The 22,971-nt window shown below is 65.7% G+C and carries 23 protein-coding genes; 5 read left to right on the top strand and 18 right to left on the bottom strand.

The window, feature by feature from the left end:
* Nucleotides 1-89: 89 nt before the first annotated feature.
* A complete protein-coding gene (locus ACVJ5M_RS09290; RefSeq protein WP_354098869.1) occupies nt 90-1,007 on the top strand; it encodes a LysR substrate-binding domain-containing protein in 918 nt (305 codons plus the stop codon).
* Here ACVJ5M_RS09290 and ACVJ5M_RS09285 read toward each other — a convergent pair.
* From ACVJ5M_RS09285 to ACVJ5M_RS09245, 9 genes are read right to left on the bottom strand one after another with little or no spacing between them, the layout of a single operon-like run.
* The gene (locus tag ACVJ5M_RS09285) at nt 997-2,370 is read right to left on the bottom strand and encodes an amidohydrolase family protein (RefSeq protein ID WP_063981052.1); all 1,374 of its coding nucleotides are present in this window, start codon (nt 2,368-2,370) and stop codon (nt 997-999) included. The two genes, ACVJ5M_RS09290 and ACVJ5M_RS09285, sit on opposite strands and share 11 nt — an antisense overlap.
* On the bottom strand, nt 2,367-3,950 hold the full coding sequence (locus ACVJ5M_RS09280) for an ABC transporter substrate-binding protein (protein WP_456679280.1): 1,584 nt from the start codon (nt 3,948-3,950) through the stop codon (nt 2,367-2,369). The genes ACVJ5M_RS09285 and ACVJ5M_RS09280 overlap by 4 nt, the downstream gene beginning before the upstream one ends.
* Nucleotides 3,951-3,972: 22 nt before the next feature.
* On the bottom strand, nt 3,973-4,629 hold the full coding sequence (locus tag ACVJ5M_RS09275; protein ID WP_063981050.1) for an aspartate/glutamate racemase family protein: 657 nt from the start codon (nt 4,627-4,629) through the stop codon (nt 3,973-3,975).
* An 8-nt stretch (nt 4,630-4,637) separates the two neighbouring features.
* The gene (locus tag ACVJ5M_RS09270) at nt 4,638-5,522 is read right to left on the bottom strand and encodes a polysaccharide deacetylase family protein (RefSeq protein WP_063981049.1); all 885 of its coding nucleotides are present in this window, start codon (nt 5,520-5,522) and stop codon (nt 4,638-4,640) included.
* Complete coding sequence (locus ACVJ5M_RS09265; protein WP_354099849.1) at nt 5,509-6,324, bottom strand: ABC transporter substrate-binding protein; 816 nt, start codon at nt 6,322-6,324, stop codon at nt 5,509-5,511. Before ACVJ5M_RS09265 ends, ACVJ5M_RS09270 begins: the two co-directional genes overlap by 14 nt.
* A 15-nt stretch (nt 6,325-6,339) precedes the next feature.
* On the bottom strand, nt 6,340-7,104 hold the full coding sequence (locus ACVJ5M_RS09260; protein WP_063981047.1) for an amino acid ABC transporter ATP-binding protein: 765 nt from the start codon (nt 7,102-7,104) through the stop codon (nt 6,340-6,342).
* On the bottom strand, nt 7,101-7,958 hold the full coding sequence (locus ACVJ5M_RS09255; protein WP_063981046.1) for an amino acid ABC transporter permease: 858 nt from the start codon (nt 7,956-7,958) through the stop codon (nt 7,101-7,103). The genes ACVJ5M_RS09260 and ACVJ5M_RS09255 overlap by 4 nt, the downstream gene beginning before the upstream one ends.
* Nucleotides 7,955-8,779 (bottom strand): ABC transporter substrate-binding protein, encoded by an 825-nt coding sequence (locus tag ACVJ5M_RS09250; protein ID WP_283017567.1) that lies wholly within the window; start codon nt 8,777-8,779, stop codon nt 7,955-7,957. The genes ACVJ5M_RS09255 and ACVJ5M_RS09250 overlap by 4 nt, the downstream gene beginning before the upstream one ends.
* A gap of 53 nt (nt 8,780-8,832) precedes the next feature.
* A complete protein-coding gene (locus ACVJ5M_RS09245; protein ID WP_084795331.1) occupies nt 8,833-9,789 on the bottom strand; it encodes an N-carbamoyl-D-amino-acid hydrolase in 957 nt (318 codons plus the stop codon).
* Nucleotides 9,790-9,940: 151 nt separating this feature from the next.
* On the opposite strand from ACVJ5M_RS09245, the gene ACVJ5M_RS09240 reads away from it, so the two are divergent.
* On the top strand, nt 9,941-10,867 hold the full coding sequence (locus ACVJ5M_RS09240) for a LysR family transcriptional regulator (RefSeq protein ID WP_063981043.1): 927 nt from the start codon (nt 9,941-9,943) through the stop codon (nt 10,865-10,867).
* Between the two features lie 29 nt (nt 10,868-10,896).
* On the top strand, nt 10,897-11,610 hold the full coding sequence (locus ACVJ5M_RS09235; RefSeq protein WP_063981042.1) for a type 1 glutamine amidotransferase: 714 nt from the start codon (nt 10,897-10,899) through the stop codon (nt 11,608-11,610).
* Between the two features lie 274 nt (nt 11,611-11,884).
* Here the strand turns inward: ACVJ5M_RS09235 and ACVJ5M_RS09230 are convergent, their stop codons facing one another.
* From ACVJ5M_RS09230 to ACVJ5M_RS09190, 9 genes are all read right to left on the bottom strand, one after another.
* The gene (locus tag ACVJ5M_RS09230) at nt 11,885-12,844 is read right to left on the bottom strand and encodes an IS5 family transposase (protein ID WP_283016890.1); all 960 of its coding nucleotides are present in this window, start codon (nt 12,842-12,844) and stop codon (nt 11,885-11,887) included.
* A 106-nt stretch (nt 12,845-12,950) separates the two neighbouring features.
* On the bottom strand, nt 12,951-13,418 hold the full coding sequence (locus ACVJ5M_RS09225) for a nuclear transport factor 2 family protein (RefSeq protein WP_063981040.1): 468 nt from the start codon (nt 13,416-13,418) through the stop codon (nt 12,951-12,953).
* A gap of 93 nt (nt 13,419-13,511) precedes the next feature.
* Nucleotides 13,512-13,961 (bottom strand): tol-pal system-associated acyl-CoA thioesterase, encoded by a 450-nt coding sequence (gene ybgC / locus ACVJ5M_RS09220; protein WP_084794960.1) that lies wholly within the window; start codon nt 13,959-13,961, stop codon nt 13,512-13,514.
* A 69-nt stretch (nt 13,962-14,030) separates the two neighbouring features.
* Nucleotides 14,031-14,945: a metallophosphoesterase gene (locus ACVJ5M_RS09215; protein WP_283018005.1), complete on the bottom strand. Its 915-nt coding sequence runs from the start codon at nt 14,943-14,945 to the stop codon at nt 14,031-14,033.
* Nucleotides 14,946-15,093: 148 nt separating this feature from the next.
* Entirely contained in the window at nt 15,094-16,146 is a 1,053-nt protein-coding gene (gene ruvB, locus ACVJ5M_RS09210) for a Holliday junction branch migration DNA helicase RuvB (RefSeq protein WP_063981038.1), read from the bottom strand.
* Nucleotides 16,143-16,673 carry a hypothetical protein gene (locus ACVJ5M_RS09205; protein ID WP_063981037.1) on the bottom strand — a complete coding sequence of 177 codons (531 nt, stop codon included), beginning with the start codon at nt 16,671-16,673 and terminating at the stop codon, nt 16,143-16,145. The genes ruvB and ACVJ5M_RS09205 overlap by 4 nt, the downstream gene beginning before the upstream one ends.
* A complete protein-coding gene (gene ruvA, locus ACVJ5M_RS09200; protein ID WP_354100154.1) occupies nt 16,670-17,287 on the bottom strand; it encodes a Holliday junction branch migration protein RuvA in 618 nt (205 codons plus the stop codon). Before ruvA ends, ACVJ5M_RS09205 begins: the two co-directional genes overlap by 4 nt.
* A gap of 142 nt (nt 17,288-17,429) precedes the next feature.
* Nucleotides 17,430-17,957: a crossover junction endodeoxyribonuclease RuvC gene (ruvC, locus tag ACVJ5M_RS09195; RefSeq protein ID WP_028157463.1), complete on the bottom strand. Its 528-nt coding sequence runs from the start codon at nt 17,955-17,957 to the stop codon at nt 17,430-17,432.
* 236 nt (nt 17,958-18,193) lie between these two features.
* The gene (locus ACVJ5M_RS09190; protein ID WP_063981035.1) at nt 18,194-18,940 is read right to left on the bottom strand and encodes a YebC/PmpR family DNA-binding transcriptional regulator; all 747 of its coding nucleotides are present in this window, start codon (nt 18,938-18,940) and stop codon (nt 18,194-18,196) included.
* A gap of 203 nt (nt 18,941-19,143) precedes the next feature.
* On the opposite strand from ACVJ5M_RS09190, the gene ACVJ5M_RS09185 reads away from it, so the two are divergent.
* Together ACVJ5M_RS09185 and ACVJ5M_RS09180 are read left to right on the top strand one after the other, a co-directional pair.
* Nucleotides 19,144-20,892, top strand: coding sequence for a methyl-accepting chemotaxis protein (locus tag ACVJ5M_RS09185; RefSeq protein WP_283018003.1), 1,749 nt, complete (start codon nt 19,144-19,146; stop codon nt 20,890-20,892).
* 108 nt (nt 20,893-21,000) lie between these two features.
* Nucleotides 21,001-22,425, top strand: coding sequence for a methyl-accepting chemotaxis protein (locus ACVJ5M_RS09180; RefSeq protein ID WP_063981033.1), 1,425 nt, complete (start codon nt 21,001-21,003; stop codon nt 22,423-22,425).
* The last annotated feature ends 546 nt before the right edge of the window (nt 22,426-22,971 follow it).

The raw sequence follows: 22,971 nt of genomic DNA, 5'->3' as shown, positions 1-22,971 counted from the left end.
CTGATGAAAAAGATCGCAAACCCGAGCTTCCATCGTCCAATGAATAATGGCACCCTCTGCATGCATAAATGTTATGGATGGAATTGGGGATGGCGCGGATCAATCCGCGGCAGGTGGAGGCCTTCCGCGCGACGATACTGACGGGCAGCGTGACTGAGGCGGCGGCGCTGATGACCGTGACGCAGCCGGCGGTCAGCCGGCTGCTGCGCGACCTCCAGGCGCTGCTGAAAATGGAGCTGTTCGAGCGGCGCGGCACTGGCCTCGTGCCGACCGCCGCGGCGATGGCGCTCTATACCGAGGTGGAGCGTTCCTTCGTCGGGCTCGAACGCATCACGGCGGCCGCCGAGGAAATCCGTGGCCGCCGCACCGGCTCGCTGCGCATCGCCGCGCTGCCGGCGCTGTCGAACGGCTATCTGCCGCGGCTCGCCGGACATTTCCTGAAAGAACGGCCCAACCTCAACCTCGCCTTCTTCGGCGTGATCTCGCCGATCGTGGTCGATTGGGTGCTCAACAATCAATGCGACATCGGCTTTGCCGAGGTGCCGATCGCCCATTCCGGCCTGCCGAGCCAGCGGCTGCCCGCTTTGGCGCGCGTCGCGGTGCTGCCGACCGGTCATCGCCTCGCGGAGAAGCAAGTTCTGGAGCCGCGCGATTTCGAGGGCGAGACGTTCATCTCGCTGTCGGCGGGATCGTCGAGCCGGCATCTCGTCGACCAGGTCTTCCATCGCCACGACGTCCGCCGTGTGCTCAGGGTCGAGACCACGCTGTCGGAGATCATGTGCGGCATGGTGTCGTCGGGATTAGGCGTCGCGATCTGCGATCCCTTCACCGCGCAGGAATTTTCCACCCGCGGCGTCGTCGTGCGCCGCTTCCTGCCGCGCATCGACTTCGAATTCTCCGCCGTTTTTCCGGCGCAGCGCAGCCCCTCGCCGGTGGCGCTCGATCTCGTCGAGACCATGCGCAAGGCGCTCGTTGAATTCGAGGACGACGCAACGCTCAGCCGTTGAACGCGGCCTGCGCCTCCGGCAGGTCCCAGATCTTGCCGATCGCCGCACTGCCCGCCGCCGTGATCGCCGCTTCATCGGCGCCGAGATAGCCACCCTCATCGACCAGCATGCGGCCGTCCACCATGACCTGATCGATGTTGGCGCGGTTGGCGAGCGCGATCAGCGCGCGGCGTGGGTCGAACAGCGGTTGAAGATGCGGATGGGTGAGATCGACGACGGTGAGATCGGCGGTCGCGCCGGGCTCGATCCGGCCGAGATCAGGCCGATTGATGACGTCGGCGGCGACTGCCGTATTCGCTTCGATCAGCTCCGGCGAGCTCGCGACATCGGCGCGGGCTGAGGTGACCTTGGAGATCAGCGACGCCGCATTGAGCTCGCCGAGCAGGTCCATGTTGTAGCCGTCGGTGCCGACCACGGTGCGCACGCCGTGCTCGGCGAAGCGGCTGAACGCCGCGGTGACGCCGGCGCGCGCGAACACGCGCGGGCAATTCAGCACGGTCATACCGCGCGCGGCCATCAGCTTGAGATCGTCGTCGGTGCTGAACATGCAGTGCGCGGCCATCAGGTCGGGCGCGAGCAGGCCGAGCCAGTCCAGATATTGCGCCGGCGTGCGGCCGCCATAGCGCTTGCCGATGGTCTCGACCTCGGCACGGCTCTGCGCCATGTGCGTCGTGATGGGCACGCCAAGCTCGCGCGCCCGTGCGGCGCAGGCCTTCAGCAGATCGGGGCCACAGGTGTCCGTGGCGTGCGGGCTCATCGCAAGACTGATGCGGCCGTCGCCGCGATTATTCCAGCGCTGATAGAGCGCGTCCCACGTTGCCATGTCGGCGGTGCCGTCGTCGCCGGAATAATGCACCACACCGTCAGGTCCCGCCTTGGCGTCCGACGTCGAGAACAGATACGGCGCGCCATAGAAGCGGATGCCCATCTCTTCGGCGGCATCGAACATCTCCGGGATCGAATTGCGGAACGGCTCCATCACGGTGGTGGCGCCGCCCTTGAGGAGCTGGAGGATGCCGAGCCGCGCGACCGCGATGCGCTCTTCCGCCGACAGGATATCGGCACCGCGCTTGGTCAGCGGCAAGAGCACCGTATAGACAATGCTCTGGTTGTTCTTGCGGCCGTTGCCGTCCTCGGTATGGCTGCGCGCCACCGCTTCGGAGAAGCAGTGATTGTGCAGATTCAAGAGACCGGGCAGCACGAAGCGGCCGGGGCGATCGTAGATCTCGTCCGCGCGCGGCCTGTCGCGCGTGACCGCGGCAATCTTTTTGCCTTCGATCAGGACCCAATGGTCGCGCAACACGTCCTGCGCGCCGTCTTTCCGTGACAGCACATAGCTGCCGAAAATTGCTGTGGTGCTCATGCGGGGCGCACGTTCCAGAAGACGGCGGTGCCGTCGAGAATGCCGGTGATGGCTTTGCGATAGGCGGTCGGCTGCTTGTACAGGCCGATCGGAATATAGGGGATTTCGTCGAACGCGACCGTCTGGATTTCGCGGCAGATGCGCTGCTGCTCGGCAAGCTCGGAGGCGGCCAGCCACTGGCTGCGCAAGGGCCCCATCCTCTCGCTCGCGTACCAGCCGGCGACCTTGCCTTCGCCGCGGATGTTGGTGTTGCCGGCCGGATTGAGCCAGTCGATGCCCTGCCAGTTGCCGACCGCGGCGCTCCAGCCGCCCTGCCCGATCGGGTCCTTCTTGAGCTGGCGCTGCAACACGACGGCGAAATCGAGCCCGGCATATTCGACGTTCATGCCGGCCTTGCGCAAGCTGTCGACCGCGATCTCGCCCAGCGGCTTCTGCGCCAGCGAGTTGGTGGGGACCAGCACTACGATCTTCTCGCCATTGTAGCCCGCGGCCTTCAGCTCGGCCTTGACCTTGGCGTAGTCGCGCGGCCCGCGGAACACGTCGAGGCCGACGTCGCTCGCCATCGGGGTATCAGGCGCGAAATAGCCGATCGGCGAGACCTGGAACGCCGGATCGGTACCGGCCACGGCCGTCATGAACGCGGATTGATCGATCGCACCCAGCAGCGCGCGGCGCACGGCAGGATTGTCGAAGGGCGGCTGCAGATGATTGAGGCGCAGCATGCAGGCGTAGCCTCTGGGGTCAAGGATGCGCGTCTCGATATCGCCGGCGGCCTTGATGATCGGCAGCAGATCGTGCGGCGTGGTCTCCTGCCAGTCCTGCTCGCCGGTCTGGAGCGCGGCGACGCCGGTGCCGGCATCGGGCGTGGTGGTCCAGACCACGCGGTCGTAATGCACGATCTTCGGACCCGCGGTCCAATTCGGTTTGCCGTCGGTGCGCGGCTGGTAGCGCTCGAATTTGGCATAGGCGTTGCGGGCACCCTGCACGCGCTCGTCGGCGAGATAGCGGAACGGGCCACTGCCGATCACCTCGGTCAGCGGCTTGAACGGGTCCTGGCTCGCCAGCCGCTCCGGCATCATGAAGCAGGGATTGATCGCCGCTTTGCCGAGCGCCTGCGGCAGCAGCGGGAACGGACGCTTGAGGCGGAAGCGGATGGTGCGGTCGTCGGCGGCCGAGAGCTCGGCGGTCGCCTCCAGCAGCTCGCCGCCAAAGCCGTCGCGCGCCGCCCAGCGGCGGATGCTGGCGACGCAGTCGCGGGCCAGCACACGTTCGCCATCGTGCCAGAACAGGCCATCGCGCAAGCTGAGGTCCCACTGCAGCAAGTCAGCGGAGATGGCGTGGCCCGACAGCATCTGCGGCGAGACCTGGAGCGAGGAGCTCATGCCGTAGAGCGTGTCGTAGACCATGAAACCATGGTTTCGCGACACCTGCGCGGTCGAATAGATGGGGTCGACGAAGGCGAGGTCGATGACGGGAATGAAGCGCAAGGTGCTCTGCGCTTCGGCGCGGACGATGCCCGGCAGCGACAGCGCCGGCATTGCTGCGGCAGCCTTGAGGAGCGAGCGGCGGGAGATCGGCATGACAAAAGGCTCCTGAAGGATCTTACGTGTTCAACAACACCGCGCCGATTGCAGCGGCGACCGCCTGCTGCGCCGGCTCGATCACGGGCACACCGATCGCATCCGCGATCGCCGCGCGGTGCGAGGCCATGCCGGCGCACCCCATCACCACGACATCGGCGCGGCATTGAGTGACCAGCGCGCGGCCGGCATCGACCAAGCGGCCGCGGATATCGGCGCCTGCCGTTTCCGCCGCACTCGCGCCGACCGACCAGCTTCCGGCGTAACGGCTATCGACGCCCATCACCCGCGCCATGCGTTGCTGGCGGCGGATGCTCGACGGCGACAGCGCGATGATGCCGAAGCGTTCGCCCAGCATCAGCGCGCGAAAGATTCCGCATTCGGCGATGCCCAGCACCGGGCGTCCGCCGGCGGCCTCACGCACCGCATGCAGGCCGGGATCGCTGAAGCAGGCGAGCACGAAGGCATCCGCATCGTCACGCGTGACGCGGTTGACCAGCGGCATGACCACGCTATCGGCATCGCGCTGCGAGCTGATGCCCGGCGGTCCTTCGGCGAGGCCAACCACCTCGATGTCAGGCCCGCCGGCAATGCGCAGCGGCGCGACCGCCTCGTCGATCGCCGCCGTCACCGACGCCGAGGAGTTGGGGTTGATGACGAGGATGCGACGACGGGTCATGGTGCTGCTCAGCGACTACCGGCTTCGTGGCGCAGGAAGTTTTCCGCGATCTTCTCGCCGGTTGTGATCCAGACATCCGGGCACGACTTTGCGTAGGTCAGGAACTCGCGCAACAGGCGCAGCCGCATCGGGCGGCCGCTACATTGCGGATGCAGCACGGTCGTCACCATGGCGCCCCAGTCCCTGGTTTCGTCGAGCTCGTCCTTCCAGATCGAGAGCACATGCTCCTTGGGGAAGATCGAGCGCGGGCTGAAGCGGGCGGAGAGGCCGTGCATCCAGTCGTCATAACTCGCTGTGACCGGCAGCTCGATCGTGCCGGGCTTGCCGTCGGCCAGACGATGGCGATAAGGCCGCACGTCGTCGCGGAACGACGACGTGTAGACGATGCCGTGACGTACGAGTGCTGCGCGCAGCTCCTCGGTGAACTCGCCATAGGGCGCGCGATAGCCGGTCGGCCTGACGCCGAGCCGGCGCTTCAGCGCCTCGAAGCCGCGCTCCAGCTCCTCCTCGATCCAGGGATCGCCGGGATCGGGCAGCAGATGGTGATAGCCGTGATGGCCGATCTCGTGGCCGGCCTTGAGGATCGACTCGGCCATCGCCGGATGCGCGTCGACCGACCATCCCGTGACGAAGAAGGTCGCCTTGAGATCGAGCTGGTCGAGCAGCTCCAACAGCTTCGGCGTGCCGACGCGCGCCTCATAGCCGCCATAGCTCATGGTGATGAGCCGCTGCGCGTGCACCGCGTCCTTGCTGGTCCACGCACTCTCCGCGTCGACGTCGAAGGAGAGGAACATCGCCGAAGTGTAGGGTTTCGGCCAGGGATATTCCGGCGCGGGATCGGCGGTGTTGGCCGGAACGAGCGGGATGCTCTTGAGTGCCTTACTGTCCAGCATTGATGGTCGCCTTCTCTAATCCGTTGTCGTTCAGTTTCCACTTGGCAAGCAGGGTCTTGTAGGTGCCGTCGGCGATCAGCGCATCGACCGCTTCGAGAATGGCCTGCTGCAGTGCCTTTTCCTTGACCGGCAGGGCGATGCCGGTGAATTGCTGCGCGATGGGCTCGCCCACGGGCGCATAGGCGCCGGGTTCGAAATCCATAATGTAGGGCAGCGTCTCGTTGCCCTGGGCCGCGGCATCGATGCGGCCCTGCCTCAGCTGGGTGCGGGCGTCGGCCGAGCCGTCGGTGCCGATGAACTGGATCGGATTGCTGCCGCAATTCTTCTCGCTCCACGCCGCGATCTGCGCCGGGAACATGGTGCGGCGGCTGGCGCCGACCTTCTTGCCGCAGAGCGATGCCGCGTCCTTGAACTCCGCCTTGCGCGACTGCTGCACGAAGAACTGCGGACCGCTCCTGAGATAATCGACGAAGGACGCGATGTCGTGACGGCTCGCGTAGTCCGTGAAACCGGACAGGATGGCGTCCACCCGCCCGGTCGAGATCGACGGCATGAACTCGGCAAAGCTCGTCTCCTGCCATTCGATCTTGACGCCGAGCTTGCGGCCGATGGCTTCGCCGAGATCGATGTCGAAGCCGGATAGCGCGTTGGTAGCGGGATCGCGGAATTCCATCGGCGGATAGTTCGGCACCAGCGCCACCTTGAGGCTGCCGCGCTTGGCGATCTCCGCCGGCAGCTCGATCGCCAATGCCGAAACGGTCATGACGCCGAAAAGCGCCGCCGCAACCCAAAGTCTCTTCATCAACACGCCCCCATCTCAGATCACCGCCGAAAGAAATGCCCTGGTGCGCTCCTCGCGCGGCGCACCCAATACGTCCGAGGCGCGCCCCTGCTCGACGATCGCGCCCTGGTCCATGTAGACGACGCGGTCGGCGACCTCGCGCGCGAAGCCGAGCTCGTGCGTCACCACCATCATGGTCATGCCGCTCTTCGCCAGCTCCTTTATGACCGCGAGAACCTCGCCGACGAGTTCCGGATCGAGCGCGCTGGTCGGCTCGTCGAACAGCATCAGCATCGGCTTCATGGCGAGCGCACGCGCAATCGCCACGCGCTGCTGCTGGCCGCCGGAGAGCTGCGCGGGATACCAGTCCGCCTTGGCGGACAATCCGACGCGCCGGAGCAGTTCGAGCGCCTCCGCGCGCACCTCGTCGGACTTGCGCCCCTGCACCTGAAGTGGACCTTCGATGATATTCTCCAGCGCGGTCTTGTGCGGAAACAGGTTGAAGCGCTGGAACACCATGCCAGTCTTCAGCCGCTGCCGCCCGATCTCCCGCTCGCTGAGACGGTAGAGCTTGCCGCTTTGCTCGCGCACGCCAAGCAGCTCGCCGTCGAGCCAGATGCCGCCGGCATCGATCGCGGCAAGCTGGTTGATGCAGCGGAGCAGCGTGGTCTTGCCGGAGCCGGAGGCGCCGATCAAACACATCACCTCGCCGGGCCAGACGTCGAGCGAGACGCTTCTGAGAGCCTGGAACTCTCCAAAGCTCTTGCTGACGGTGCGGATCGCGACGAGGGGGTTTGTCATCGCGCCAGCCGCAATGTGCCGCGGGCAAAACGGCGTTCGAGCAGCATCTGGAGCGGCGTCAGGATCGAGACCACGAGCAGGTACCAGAGCCCGGCAACGATCAGCAGCTCGATCACGCGCGAATTGGCGTAGTAGATGTTTTCGGCGTTGTGCAGCAGTTCCGGATACTGGATGACGCTCGCGAGCGAGGTCGCCTTCACCATGCCGATGAACTCGTTGCCGAGCGGCGGGATCACGACGCGCATCGCCTGCGGCAGGATGATCCGGCGCAGCGCGCGCAGCCGCCCCATGCCGATCGCCTGTGCCGCCTCGTATTGCCCGATGTCGACCGACAGCATGCCGGCACGCATCACCTCGGACGTATAGGCGCCCTGGTTGATGCCGAGCCCGAGCAGCGCGGCAAGGAACGGCGTCATGACGTCGACCGCGCGCGCAGACCACAGGCCGGGAATGCCGATGGTCGGAAACACCAGCGCGAGGTTGAACCACAACAGCAGTTGCAGGATCAGCGGCGTGCCACGGAACAGCCAGGTGTAGCCGGCCGCGACCGTCTTCAGCACCGGATTGGGCGACAGCCGCATGACCGCGACGACGACGCCGAGGACAATGCCGAGCGCCATCGCCAGCACCGCCATCACCATCGTGTTGACGATGCCTTCGAGAATGACTTTTGCGGTCAGGAAGCGGCTGACATAGGACCATTCGATCTGACCGCCGGCGAAGGCGCGCACGATCACCGCCAGCACGAGGACGATCAGCGCCGCGCTGAGCCAGCGAAACCAGTGCGGCTCGCGCGCGACCCGCATCCCCGACAGATCAGGGAAACCCTCCGCGAGTGCCGGCACCGGCTTCATTGCGGCGCCGCATTCAGCATGGGCTGGGCCACCGCGTTGGCCCCCAGGCCCCATTTGTCGAGAACGGCCTTGTAGGTGCCGTCGGCGATCATCGCCGTGAGCTTCTCCGTCACCACCTCGCGCAAAGCCGCATCGTCCTTGCGGAACATGATGCCCTGGTAGCCTTTGGCGAAGGGCTCGCCGACGACGCGATATTTGCCGGGCTCCTGCGTCTGCGCGTAAGGCAGCGTCTCGCTGCCCTGCACTGCGGCGTCGATGCGGCCCTGCTTGAGCTGGTTGCGGACGTCGATCGAGTTCTCGCCGGGGACGTACTGAATGGCCGGCTTGCCGGCCGGCTCGCAGTTCTGCTTGCTCCACTTCTCGATCTCGACCGGGAAGCTGGTGCTGCGGGTGGTGCCGACCTTCTTGCCGCAGAGATCGGTCGCGTCCTTGGCCGCATTGTCCGCCATCACGAAGAACTGCGGGCCGGTCGCGAGGTAGTCGACGAAAGCGGCGGTCTCGCGCCGTGAGGCGCGGTCGGAGATGCCGGAGATGATGAAGTCCGCGCGCCTGGTCTGGAGCGACGGGATCAGCTCGGCGAACGGCGTCTCGCTCCAGACGATTTTTACGCCAAGCCGCTTCGCAAGTTCGTTGGCCAGATCGACGTCGAGCCCGACGAGCTCGTTGGTGGCGGGATCGCGGTACTCCATCGGCGCGTAGGTGGAGTTGACCGTGAGCTTCAACGCGCCCGCCTGCTTGATCTCCGCGGGAAGCTCCGCCGCTTGCGCCGACGTTACGGTAGCCAGTACTGCGAGACCGAGAGAGAGCGAGAGGCGTATCATGTCAGCTCCTTTGCCAACGTTTTGCTTTGAGTCCTTTGCCAGCGCCGTGCCAGTCAGTCCGCGTCGAGAACGGCCGGCTCGATGACGCCAGCGCGTTCGGTGATCACCCTGTATTGCTCCGGCCGCCGGTGGGCGGCGAAGTTGAACATCTTGTCCTTGCCCTGGCGGCAGAGATCGAGATCGATGTCGGCGATGATCACCTCGTCGGCCAAAGTCTGGGCTTGCGCAACGATGCGGCCATTGGGATCGACGATGCAGGAGCCGCCGATCAACCCGGAGCCGTCCTCCTCGCCCGCCTTCGCCACCGAGATCGCCCAGGTCGCGTTCATGTAGGCGTTGGCCTGCGTCACCAGCGTCGAGTGGAAGGTGCGCAAGGACGCGTCTTCAGTGACGCCGCCATTGGGATCATAGGCGGCCGAATTGTAGCCGATGCAGACGAGTTCAACGCCTTGCAGGCCGAGCACGCGCCAGGATTCCGGCCAGCGGCGGTCGTTGCAGATCATCATGCCCATGATGGCGTGGGCCCAGGCCGATCCGGCGCGGAAAGCGGGAAAGCCGAGGTCGCCATATTCGAAATAGCGCTTCTCGAGTTGCTGGTAGCGCGCGCCTTCGCGCGGCTCGACCGAACCCGGCAGATGCACCTTGCGATAGCGGCCGAGGATCTCGCCGTCGCGATCGACCAGGATGGCGCAATTATAACGTCGACCGTCCGGCGTCAGCTCCGCATAGCCGACATAGAAGCCGACGCGCAGCGCGCGCGCACGGTCGAACAGTTTTGCCACGGCCGGGTTCGGCATGCCGCGCTCGAAATAGTGGTCGAGCGCGTCGCCTTCGAGCAGCCAGCGCGGGAAGAAGGTGGTGAAGGCAAGCTCGGGAAACACCACGAGGCTGGCGCCGTGGCCGGCGGCCTCCTCCAGCATGTCGAGCATTCGCGCCAGCGTATGCTCGCGCGTATCGGCTTTTTGCGTCGGCCCCATCTGTGCGGCGGCGGCGCGAAGGACACGAACCAAGATTGCCTCCAATATGTGCGCAGTGCTGCCTCAATGGGCGAATGAACCCCTTGATGCGACGTGCAAATCCGCGACCATTACGCGGAAGCGGGGCTGCAAAATCAATTCGTTCTGCTATGATGTTTTGGCCCAGAGTATAATTGGCAGTGATATGAACCTGCGTCAGCTCGAGATCCTGCGTGCCGTCATCCGCCATCGCACCACGGTGGCGGCGGCGGACGAACTGGCGCTGTCACAGCCCGCGGTCAGCAACGCGCTGAAGACGATGGAGGCGCAGGCGGGCTTTGCGCTGTTCGAGCGCGTCAACAACCGGCTGTTTCCGACCGCGGAGGCGATGGCGCTCTACAAGGAGAGCGAAGCCATCTTCGCGCTGCACGCCAAGCTCGAGAACCGCGTCCGCGATCTGCGCGAGAACCGCTCCGGCCATCTGGCGCTCGTCGCGACGCCGCCGCTGGCCTACAGCATCATCCCGTCGGCGCTCTCAAGCTTCCTTCGCCGCCGCCCGGAGACGCGGGTGTTCTTCGACGTGCGGCGCTATGAGGGCATCATCGAGGGGGTGCTCAGCCGCGTTGCCGAGCTCGGCTTCGCGCTCGGGCTGACGCATCATCCCGGCATCGCGCATGAGGTGGTGCACACCGGCGAGATGGTGTGCGTGCTGCCGCCGCGGCATCCGCTTGCCGACAAGCCCGTGATCTCGGCCGCAGATCTCTCCGGCATGCCCTTCATCGGGCTCGAGCGCGGCACGCGGCTCGGTGAGGCCGTGCGCGACAGCTTTGCCCGCGCCGGCGCGCCGTTCCAGCCGACCGTCGAGGTGCGCTACTGCAACACGGCTTGCGTGCTCGCCGCGGCCGGCGTCGGCGCCGCCGTGGTCGATCCGTTCTCGCCGCGGCAGAACGGCGGCAGCGGCCTCGTGGTGCGGCCGTTCACGCCCACGACGCACGCGGTTGCCTATATGCTATGGTCAGAATCCGAGCCGCTGTCGCGCCTGGCCAAGGCGTTTCTCAACGAGGTCCGGAAAGAGAGCGCACAGCTGGCACGCACAGCGCCACACCAGCAACATGGGGCAGAAAGCGACTGAGCTTCGCAACCTTTTCACCCGGGGGGCACATGGCACGCATCACCATCATCGAGACCGGACAGGTCCCGCAGAAGTACCGCGAGCAGCACGGCTCGTTTCCCGACATGTTCGAGCGCATGGTCCGCGCCGAGGATCCGACCGCCACGGTGGACGTCGTCAGCATCCCCAATGGCGACGCACTCCCCGACCCGAGCAAGCTCGAGGCCGTGCTGATCACCGGTGCTGCCGCCGGTGTCTATGACGGGCTCGACTGGATCGCGCCGCTGGAAGATTTCGTGCGCACGGCTTACGCCAACAAGACGCCGATGGTCGGTGTCTGCTTCGGCCATCAGCTGATCGCGCAGGCGCTCGGCGGCACCGTGCAGAAGTCGGAGAAGGGCTGGGGCATCGGCCGCCACGTCTATCAGGTGCTGCCGGAGAACGGCGTCGTCGACGGCAAAGCGGTTGCGATCGCCGCCTCGCATCAGGACCAGGTGGTCGAGCCGCCCAGCGATGCGCTGACGATCCTCTCGTCCGAATTCACCCCGCATGCGGGCCTGCTCTACGCCAACGGCACCACGCTGACCGTGCAGCCGCATCCGGAATTCGACGTGGAGTTTGCGCAAGTGTGCTGCGAGCTCCGCGACGGCAAGGCGCCGGAGGATGTCGTTGCGACCGCGAGGGAGTCGCTGGCGGAGCCGATGGACAACGCGAAGCTGGGTGGGGCAATCACGCGGTTTTTGGCGAGGCGCGCGGCGCCTTAATTCAAGGTCCTCGCCACGCGCACCTCTTCCCTTCTCCCCTTGCGGGAGAAGGTGGCGCGAAGCGCCGGATGAGGGGTTGCCTCAGCGCACTCAATAAGAGTCGGACTCGCGGAGGGAGACCCCCTCACCCGTCTCGCCGCTGCGCGGCGAGCCACCCTCTCCCACAAGGGGCCTGTTGCGTTATCGGCTCTTGAGGCTGAAGACGTCAGGAGCGAGTGCCCTGGTCCCGGCAATTGCCTGCCAAGATCTGTAGTTGTCGCCCTGAGCGGGCAGCTCACGCGGCGATCGTGGCCCACCGCCTCATGTTGAAGGCGATTGAGGCGAGCAGGACTTGCCCGGTCGCCTTGATCAGACCGACGTAGCGGATGCAGGTCAGCCGCATGCGGCGTTTGAGAGTAGCGAAGGTGGTTTCGACCTGGGCTCGTCGGCGCGCGATGAGGAGGTTGTAGCGTTTGAGCCTGGGCGGCAGTTCCGGGTGATGTCTGTTGGGCCGACGAGCGATGCGGGGCTTCTTGCCTTCCGCCTTCAGCCGGGCCCGTCGGGCATGGGTGTCGTAAGCCGCATCGGCCCAGACCACGGCTTCATCGCCGCGAATCAAAGCGTCCGCCGGTGTCGTGTCGTTGATGTTGGCCGGTGTGGTCAGTACCGCGCGGATCAAGCCGGATCCTTCGTCCACACCCACATGAGCCTTGTAACCGAAGGTCGAGCCGCTTTTGCCCTGCCGTTTGGCAAACCGGGCATCAGGGTCGTTTGAGGGGCGATCCGCCTTGGGCGGAGCCGAGACTGCCTGGATCAAGGTCGCATCCAGCATCGTGCCGCGCTTGAGGATCACGCCAGCATTCTCAAGCTGACGATCCAATTCGCCAAACAGCTTCTCCAGCAGGCCTTGTTCAACGAGCTGGTTCCGGAAGCGGTTCAGGACCGTATGGTCGGGCGTCGCATCCTCAAGGCTCAAACCGACGAAGCGCTTGAACGACAACCGGTCGCCCAGCGCTTCCTCGAGTTCGCGCTCCGAAAGACCATACAGCGACTGCAACAGCACAGCACGAAACAGCACCAGCACCGGATAGCCTGGACGACCGGGGCTCCCTTCATCCCGCAAATGGCCGATCAGCTTCTCGAACCGGTACCACTTGACCAGGCCGGCCAGCCGATCCAGCGCCGCATTGGCGCCGGCTCCCTTCGGCATCAGTGCTTCCACAAAGCTCGGCTGTCCCGTCCGCTTGACCGCCATCGCTACCCTCCAAGGCTTTGCCCTAGGGAATCACAATTGACGAATTACGCAACAGGCCCACAAGGGGAGAGGGTGCAGCGAGCTCGCTGCACTATCTCCGCAAACCTCAGAACGGATCCGTCCCCAGCCCCGGCACATCCGCCGGCCGCGGTCCCGGCGCCGGCCAGTGAAACCGGCGGTCCTTCTCGGCAATCGCGATATCGTTGATCGACGCCTCGCGGCGCCGCATCAGCCCGTGCTCGTCGAACTCCCACTGCTCGTTGCCGTAGGAGCGATACCACTGGCCGCTGGCGTCATGCCATTCGTACTGGAAGCGCACCGCGATGTGATTGCCGTCGAAGGCCCATAGGTCCTTGATCAGGCGATACTCCCGCTCCTTCTCCCATTTGCGGGTGAGGAACGCGACGATGGCCTCCCGGCCCTGGAACACCTCCGAGCGATTGCGCCAGCGGCTGTCCTCGGTATAGGCGAGCGAGACTTTCACCGGATCGCGCGAATTCCACGCGTCCTCGGCCATGCGCGCCTTTTGCGCGGCGGTCTCACGGGTGAAGGGTGGAAGCGGCGGGCGCGACATGGTGGCCTCATCGGTTGGTCCGGGCCGCAATTTATCGCCGCAATTGGCGGAGTCGATAGGCCATCACCTATCGGCCGATCACTTATCGGGCGATCAGGAAATCAGATCGGCCTTCATCAGGGCGCGGATCGATTTCGGGATCGGCTGAGCGCGGCCGCCGCTGATGAAGGCGACGCGCACCTCGGCTTTCACCAGCACGTCCTCAGCCCGCCGCACCTCCTGCGCCAGCATGATGGAGGCGCCCTTCACCGCAACCGGCCACGTCACGACGTCGAGCACGTCGTCCATCCGCGCGGGCTTCAGAAAGTCCAGATGCATCGAGCGCACCACGAAGGCAAAGCCCGCGCCCTCCGTTTCGACCTGGTCGAACAGCGCCTGCTGCTCGGCGCCCATCAGCCGCAGATGATTGGTGCGCCCGCGCTCCATGTAGCGGAGATAATTGGCGTGATAGACGATGCCGGAAAAATCCGTGTCCTCGTAGTAGACGCGGACCTGCATGTGATGGCGGCCGTCGCGGATCTCGCCGTCGAGATGGGCTGTCACGTCGCGAGCCTCTTCGCTTTTTGCAACCGACCCGTTTTGCGCAAAAACAGCCGGCCGCGCAAGCGCAGGTTATGCCACGGCCGGCGTCCTTCCCAGCGTCACTTCGACGATTTCAGGCGGCACGCCGACGCGGACCGGCATGATGCTGCAGCCGAGGCCGCCGGAGACGATGACGTCGCATTTCAGCCGGAAGTGACCATAGGCGAGCTGCACGCCGTGCTGAGGCGAAACAGCCGGCGACCAGCCGAACAGGCGGACCTGGCCGCCATGGGTATGGCCGGACAGTTGCAGCGCGACGCGCGCGGGTACGAGCGGCGCGATATTTGGCTCATGCGCGAGCAGGATAACCGGCGCATCGTCGGTGACCTTCGCCAGCGTGCCCGCGAGATCGTCGGCGCCAAGCCGATGCACGCGGCCATAGCGCTTCGCGGGATAGTAGGCGAGCTGGTCGCCGAGGCCCGCGAGCCAGAAGGAGCGTCCGTCCTTGGTGAGACGCACGACGTCGTTCTCGTAGACGGGAATGCCGGCCGCCTCCAGCGCGCGATGGGCGGCTGTCGGCCCGTGCCCGGCCTGCTGCACGGCCCTGTCCACCCAATAGTCGTGATTGCCCATGACGGCATGGACGCCGAGCGGTGCCTTGAGGCCCGCGAGCACCTTGGCCCATTCGCTCGACGGAATGATGCGCGTGACCTGGTGAACACCCGCAACATAGTCGCCGAGCAACACGATGACATCGGCGTTGAGCGCATTGGTGCGATCGACGATGCCCTCGATCCGCTCCAGCGACATCCAGGGATCGCAGGCATGAATGTCGTTGACGATGGCGATCTTGAGCGGAAAATCCGCCGGCCATTGCCGCGGGGTCGGGTGATAACGGGTGACGCGGAGCCGCAGCGGCTCAATGCCGACGCCATAGGCCGCGGTCGAGACGCTTAGCGCGGACAGGCCGCCGATGGATCGAATGAGATGACGACGCGTGATCATGGAAGCCCGATGGTGATGCAGCTTTGTGATGCGGTCCGATTGGAGCGGAATTGGGGTCCGCTCGTGCAGACGGCCTGCATTTGCGTGCAGACCGTTTGCAAAGGTTACCGGAAGTTCATGACAACCGACGCACCTTACATCACCGCAATTAGTCGTCGCTCTCGTCCGAGCCGAACAGGCCGAACTGTGCCGCGGCATCGCGCGAGGGCTCGGCGATGCCGAGATGGCGGAAGGCGTGCGAGGTGAGCAGACGGCCGCGCGGAGTGCGCTGGAGATAGCCGCACTGAATGAGATAAGGCTCGATGATGTCCTCGATCGCATCGCGCGGTTCGGACAAGGCGGCGGCCATCGTCTCGACGCCAACCGGGCCGCCACCATAGTTCTGCGCGATGGTCGTGAGGTAGCGGCGGTCCATGGCGTCGAGGCCCGCGGCGTCGACCTCGAGCGCGCTCAGCGCATGATCGGCGATCTTGCGGTCGATCGAGGCGGCATCGGCGGCGGAGGCGAAATCGCGCACGCGCCGCAGCAGGCGGCCGGCGATGCGCGGCGTGCCGCGGGCGCGGCGCGCGATCTCGTTGGCACCGTCGGCGCTCATGCCGACATTGAGCACGCGCGCGCCGCGGGTGACGATGCTTTCCAGCTCTTCGATCGTATAGAAGTTGAGGCGGACCGGGATGCCGAAGCGATCGCGCAAGGGATTGGTGAGGAGGCCGGCGCGCGTGGTGGCGCCGACGAGCGTGAATTTCGACAGCTCGATCTTCACCGAGCGTGCCGCCGGGCCCTCGCCGATGATCAGGTCGAGCTGAAAGTCCTCCATCGCGGGATAGAGCACCTCTTCCACCGCCGGGCTGAGCCGATGGATCTCGTCGATGAAGAGCACGTCGCGCTCTTCGAGGTTGGTGAGGAGCGCGGCGAGATCGCCGGCCTTGGCGATCACCGGACCCGAGGTCGCGCGAAAGCCGACGCCGAGCTCCTTGGCGACGATCTGCGCCAGCGTGGTCTTGCCGAGGCCGGGCGGGCCTACGAACAGCACGTGATCGAGCGCCTCGCCGCGCTTGCGTGCCGCCTCGATGAAGATCGAGAGGTTCTTGCGCGCCTGCTGCTGGCCGACGAAATCGGACAGCGACTGCGGGCGTAGCGCGGTGTCGCCGACGTCATCGGAGCGGCGCTCGGGCGTGACGATGCGTGGGGGAGTGGTCATGCGGGCAGGATAACACGATGCAGCGGTTTCGCGAGCCACCAGCACAGGCTGGCCGGAATGACGGCGACGACGGCGAGCATCGCCGAAAGCTTCAGCGCCTCGGGCGCGGAACGGACACTCGGCACGATCACCGCCGAGGTTTCGGAGGGCACGACGAACATGCCAACCATGACGAAGCCGGCCGCGCCCACGGCCGCGGCGAGCCACGCCATCCAGATCATGTTGAGATCGGCGTAGACCGCCGCCAACGCAAATATCAGGCCGGCGACGACTGCAGGAAGGAACGAGGCGAGAATCGTGACGATGGCCAACAGCACGACCGCGATCGAAACCAGAGCACGCAGTGCTTCCAGTTCGAGGAACACGAGAAACATCTGCAGCACCGCGGCGCCGAGCGCCGTTACCGTCACAGCAACCAACGCGGCGGTCGTCAGCGGCCCGACAATGGAGAAAATCACGACGATACCGGCCACGCGCGAAAGGCGACGAAGCAGGGCGGCGACGGGATTGGCGTGGGCCGCGCTCACTTTGACAGCTCCTTCAGGCCTAGCCGGATGAGTTGCGCGGTCTCGGCGCTCTCGCCCGCGCTGCGCGATGCCGATGCGATGGCCGCAGCCGCCTGCGGCTGGCCGTAGCCGAGATTGACCAGCGCAGAGATCGCGTCCGCCACCGGGCGCGGCGCGCGCTGGTCGTCGACGGCGCCGGCGAGATGGACGACGGCGGGATCGACATTGGCGAAGGCTGGCGCCTTGTCCTTCAGCTCGGTAACGATGCGCTCGGCAACCTTGGGGCCGACGCCCGGCGTGCGTGCCACCGCGGCCTTGTCGCGCAGCGCGATCGCGTTGGCGAGATCGGAAGGCGCCAGCGTGCCGAGCACGGCGAGCGCGACCTTGGCGCCGACGCCCTGCACGGTCTGGAGCAGGCGAAACCATTCGCGCTCCTGATCGGTGCGGAAACCGAACAGCTTTATCTGGTCCTCGCGGACATAAGTCTCGATCGACAGCACCGCGGCCTCGCCGGGCGAGGGCAGATGCTGCAGCGTGCGGGCCGAGCAATGCACCTGATAGCCGACCCCGCCGACGTCGAGGAGCACATAATCGTCGCCGTAGGAATCGATCAGGCCCTTGAGCTTGCCGATCATCTCGGGACCTCAGCTACGGCAGGCACTTCTCTCTCGTCATGGCCGGGCTTGACCCGGCCATCCACGCCTTTGACATCGACGAGAAAGAACGTGGATGCCCGGGACAAGCCCGGGCATGACGCCGGCGATGCATGACGATCGATCATATCCCCACCACCTTCAGCCTGAGCGCCGTGCTCTGGCGGTGATGGGCGTGGGTGATCGCGATGGCGAGCGCGTCGGCGGCGTCCGCTGACGGCGGCTCGGCTTTCGGCAGCAAGATCTTCAGCATCATCGCGATCTGGTGCTTGTCGGCGTGGCCGGCGCCGACCACCGTCTTCTTGACCTGGTTCGGCGCGTATTCGGCGACGGTAATGCCGAACATCGCGGGCGCCAGCATGGCGACGCCGCGGGCCTGGCCGAGCTTCAGCGTCGCGACGCCGTCCTTGTTCACAAAGGTCTGCTCGACCGCGGCTTCCATCGGCTTGTGACCGGACAGGACGGCGGCAAGCCCCTCATGGATCGCGAGCAGCCGGCTCGCCAGCGGCAGATCGTCCGGTGGTTCCACCGAGCCGCAGGCGACGTAGATCAAACGATTGCCCTCGGCCTCGATCACGCCCCAGCCGGTGCGGCGCAGGCCGGGGTCGATGCCGATGATGCGAACGGGGCCACGAATCGGGAGCGCAGTCATGGGCCAGTGATAGCGGCTGGCTGCGGTGGGGGAAACAGAAACAGAACGGAAGTAACAGGGGAAGTGGGGCTCGTCGGAGATCGCCGCGCTGCCCGCAGCACCCTCCGACGTCATACCCCGCGAAAGCGGGGTATCCAGTACGCCGCGGCTTCTCCGTTTCCCTCAGACGTCTCTGGAATACTGGGTCGCCCGGTCAAGCCGGGCGACGACAGCGGAATCCGGGGCTGGTGGCGACCTCAGCCGCCAATCTTCGCCATCAGCGCGTCCGACACCTCGAAATTGGCGTAGACGTGCTGGACGTCGTCGTGCTCGTTGAGCAGGTCCATCAGCTTCAAAAGCTTCTCGCCGGTCTCGTCGTCGACCGCGACCGTATTCTGCGGCTTCCAGATCAGAGCGGCCTTGCGCGGCTCGCCGAACTTGGCTTCCAGCGCCTTGGCGACGTCGCGATAGCCTTCGGTCGAGGCGTAGATCTCGTGTCCACCTTCGCCCGATACCACGTCGTCGGCGCCGGCCTCGATCGCGGCATCCAGCACCGCGTCGTCGGAGGCGACGCTGCGGTCGTATTCGATGATGCCGGTGCGGTCGAACATGAAGGAGACCGAGCCGGTTTCGCCGAGATTGCCGCCCGACTTGGTGAAGAAGGAGCGGATGTCGGAGGCGGCGCGGTTGCGGTTGTCGGTCAGCGCCTCGACGATGACGGCGACGCCGCCGGGGCCGTAACCCTCGTAGCGGATCTCGTCATAGTTCTCGCCCTCATTGCCGAGCGCCTTCTTGACGGCGCGCTCGATATTGTCCTTCGGCATGTTCTCCTGGCGCGCCGCGATGATGGCGGCACGCAGGCGCGGGTTCATGTTGGGGTCGGGGGTGCCCAGCTTGGCCGCGACGGTGATTTCCCGCGCCAGCTTGCCGAACAGCTTCGACTTCTGGGCATCCTGCCGCCCCTTGCGGTGCATGATGTTCTTGAATTGGGAATGTCCGGCCATGCGTGTCTCGTAAGGAATCGTGCGCCAAAGGTGAGCGTGGGAAGCGCGGCCTTATAGGCCGCCAACCCACCGGAATGAAAGAGGCTCTACGACTTTAAGGTAATACCGTAGTGTCCCGTGCCTAGGAGTCAGGCACCGTTAACCCTGATTTCATTCCGGCTTGCGAAAATAGCAACCGCCCGTTCCCCGACAAGAGTGACCTGATGGCATTCGCATTGTTTCGGAAGCGTCTGCCCGACTTGTCCACGCCCGTGGCACCCCCACAGGCCGCGCCGTCGCCGGCCGATCCCGCGCCCGCCCTGTCGGCCGAGGGCGATTCCGCCAGGGAAATCCTGGAACTGCTGGAACTCGAGCTCGGCGCCATGATCCGCCAGCTCGAGCGCGCCGCCAATTCGGTGGCCGGCGGCGCGGAGGCGACCGCGGCAACGCTCGCGGACATTCGCGAGCGCACCGACGCCCTCACCGGTCGGACCAATGCCGCGCAGTCGAACGCCTCGACCTTCGCCCATGCCGCCGACAAGTTCACCCAGTCCGCGCAAGGCATCGGCGCGCAGGTGCGCGAGGCCGGCAAGCTCGCCGACGAAGCCAGCGCCGCGGCGCAGGAAGCCCGCGCCAATGTCGACCGCCTGCGCGAATCCTCCGCCGCCATCGGCAATGTCGTCAATCTGATCGCGCAGATCGCGCGGCAGACGACGCTGCTCGCGCTCAACTCGACCATCGAGGCCGCGCGTGCGGGTGCGGCCGGCAAGGGCTTTGCGGTCGTCGCCACCGAAGTGAAGGCGCTCGCGGTGCAGACCCAGGGCGCGACGGAGGAGATCACCAGGAAGATCGACGCGCTTCAGCGCGACGCCGCCGGCTCGGCCGACGCCGTGCATCGCATCGCGCAGGCGATCGAGGCGATCCGCCCGGTGTTCGATACCGTCAACGGCGCGGTGGCCGAGCAGAATGCCACCACCAGCGAGGTCTCCGGCAACGCGGCCAGCGCGTCGCAGTTCGTCATCTCGGTCGGCGAGAGCGCGGCCGAGATCGATGCCGCGACCAAGGCGGCCGAGACCCACGGCGAGAACGTCGCCAGCGCCGGCAAGGCCGTCACCACCTTCGCGCGCAAGCTGAAATCGCGCTGTGCCGTGCTGCTGCGCCAGAGCGAGCACGACGACCGCCGCAAGACCGAGCGGCTGCCCTGCCATCTCAAGTTCGAAGCCGCGCGCGGCGTGTTGCAGGTCTACGAGATCGCGATGGACGGCGTGCTGATCGGCGGCGCGGAGGCGGCGAAGCTTGCCACGCAGGCCGTCGTCGACGGCACCCTCGAAGGCGTCGGCGCCTGCCGCCTGCGCGTGATCGAGCAGTCCAAGACCGGCGCCCGCGCGCAGTTCGTCAGCCCCAACGCCGATCTCAGCGAGAAGATCGAAGACAGGCTCTGGTCGATCCACGAGGAGAACACCGAGTTCGTCACCCGCGCCATGGAAGCCGGCACGGCGGTGACCCGGATTTTCGAGCAGGCGGTTGCACGCGGCGAGGTCAAGATCGACGACCTCTTCGACACCGATTATGCGGAAATCGCCGGCACCAATCCGCAGCAATACCGCACGAAATATCTGGACTGGGCCGACCGCACGCTGCCGCCGTTCCAGGAAGCCTTTCTCGCCAAGGAACCGCGCATGGCATTCTGCGCCATGGTCGACCGCAACGGCTTCCTGCCGGTGCACAACAAGATCTATTCGCATCCGCAGCGGCCGGGCGACACCGCCTGGAACACTGCCAACAGCCGCAACCGGCGGATCTTCAACGATCCGGCAGGGCTCGCCGCCGCGCGCAACCTGCGCTCGTACCTGGTCCAGAGCTATGCCCGCGACATGGGCAACGGCAACACCGTGATGATGCGCGAGATCGACGTCCCGATCCGCGTCCAGGGCCGGCACTGGGGCGGATTCCGCACGGCTTACAAGCTGTAGTGCACGCTCAGGCAAGACGCCGGCCGCGAATCATCCTTTAAGGCTGGAATTGGAATGGGAATGCCGCGGAGAGCCGGCGAACGGCTCTGACTGGAGGACTCTCAAAACATGTCCGTCGCACAATTTGCAGTCCTGGACACCGGCTCCAACCGGACACTTGCCGAACGTCTGATCGACCAGCTCGCCGACCGCATCGGCGGCCTCGGCGTCGAGCTCGCCGACATCGCCGGCAACGTCCAGGAGGTCGCAAACCGCGTCGCGAACCAGTCCGAACGGTTCCATCACCTCCAGGAGACGGCCGAGACCATGGTCTCGGCCAATCACGATATCGCCAACGCATCGCAGGCGGTGCAATCGACCGCATCGGCGGCGGTCGGCGAGATCGCGCAGTCGCGCGGCGCGGTCGACACCGCGGTCAGCCACATCTCCGAGCTCGTCGCAGCCGTGGAGCGGATCGAGGCGCGCCTGAGCGCGGTCGGCTCGGCGCTGGCGCAGGTGGCAAAAGTGTCCGGCTCGATCGAGGCGATCGCGAAGCAGACCAATTTGCTCGCGCTCAACGCCACCATCGAGGCGGCCCGCGCCGGCAATGCCGGCCGTGGTTTTGCGGTGGTCGCAAGCGAGGTCAAGAATCTCGCGGAGGCTACCCGTGCGGCCACGCATCAGATCTCCGACACCGTGCGCGATCTCGACGGCCAGATCGAAGGCCTGATCGGCGAGAGCAGCGACGCTTCGCAACGCGCTAAGACTGCCGGCGAAGGCGCCCAGCAGATCTCCGGCATCATCTCGCGGGTCCAGCAGGGTTTTGCCTCGGTGGAAGCGGAGATTGACAGCGTCACGCGCGCCGCGACCTCCAATCTCGGCCATTGCGACACGGTCATCAGCGAGCTCAACGAGCTCGCCAAGGGCGTCGACCTGTCCTCGCGCGATCTCAAGAACGCCGATCAGCGCGTGACAAAACTGCTCGACACCTCCGAAGCGCTGATCGCAATGATCGCCGACAGCGGCGTGGAGACATCGGATGCGCCGCTGATCCGCGTCGTCGTCGAGACCGCAAAGCGGATCTCGGACGAGTTCGAGGCCGCAATCGACCGCGGCGAGATCACGCTCGACCAGCTCATGGACGAGAACTACCGGGAAACCCCCGGCACCGATCCCAAGCAATACAAGACCAACTACGTCGACTTCACCGACCGCGTGCTGCCCGCCATCCAGGACCCAATCCAGAAGTCCGATTCCCGCATCGTGTTCTGCGTCGCCTGGGCCAAGGGCGGCTATCTGCCGACCCACAACCCGAACTACCGCCTGCCGCAGGGCAAGGACCCCGTCTGGAACAACGCCAATTGCCGCAACCGCCGCCTGTTCAGCGATCGCGCGGTGAAGAAGGTCGCGGCCAACACAAAACCGTTCCTGCTCCAGACCTATCGCCGCGACATGGGCGGCGGACAGTTCGTGCTGATGAAGGACCTGTCCTCGCCGATCGTGATCCGCGGCAAGCACTGGGGCGCCTTCCGGATGGGTTTTCGGCAGAGCTGAGGGTCGCTCCGGCGGCCCCCTGAATCAAAAACCTGAAAAACAACCCCATGCACAGTAGCGGGGGCCAGGGGAATCAAGGACTTACGCCGGCAGGCCAGGACGCAGTTTGACGCGTCGGGCAAAACAGGCGCATAATACTACTATTCCGAAATCACCCATACGTGCAGACAAACCCCTCACCCGGGTCAGTCTGCATCTGCCAGCGCAGCAGCCCACTCCCGCAAAGTGGAGCTATCGCGTATGGCATTTTGCACGACCTGAGCGCGCGCCTCGTCCTTCGAGACGACCGCTTCGCGGTCTCCTCAGGATGAGGCTAAGCGGCATCGGTGCTCGTCAAAACGACGGCCGCACACTCAGTCCTCATCCTGAGGGCCCGCCGCAGGCGGGCGTCTCGAAGGATGGCCGCGAGCAAGGACGTGCCACGGCCCGACTTTCCCAATCGCACGAATTTCGTCATCGCATGAATTTCCGCATTCGCACGATCATCTGCGGCGATCAACGATGCATGCGACGAAAATGCGTCACAACATGACGATTATCATATCA

This window comes from Bradyrhizobium sp. S3.7.6, from assembly GCF_054061875.1.
The sequence above is the reverse complement of the archived record's forward strand: the minus strand, read 5'-3'. Positions and strand labels throughout refer to the sequence as shown.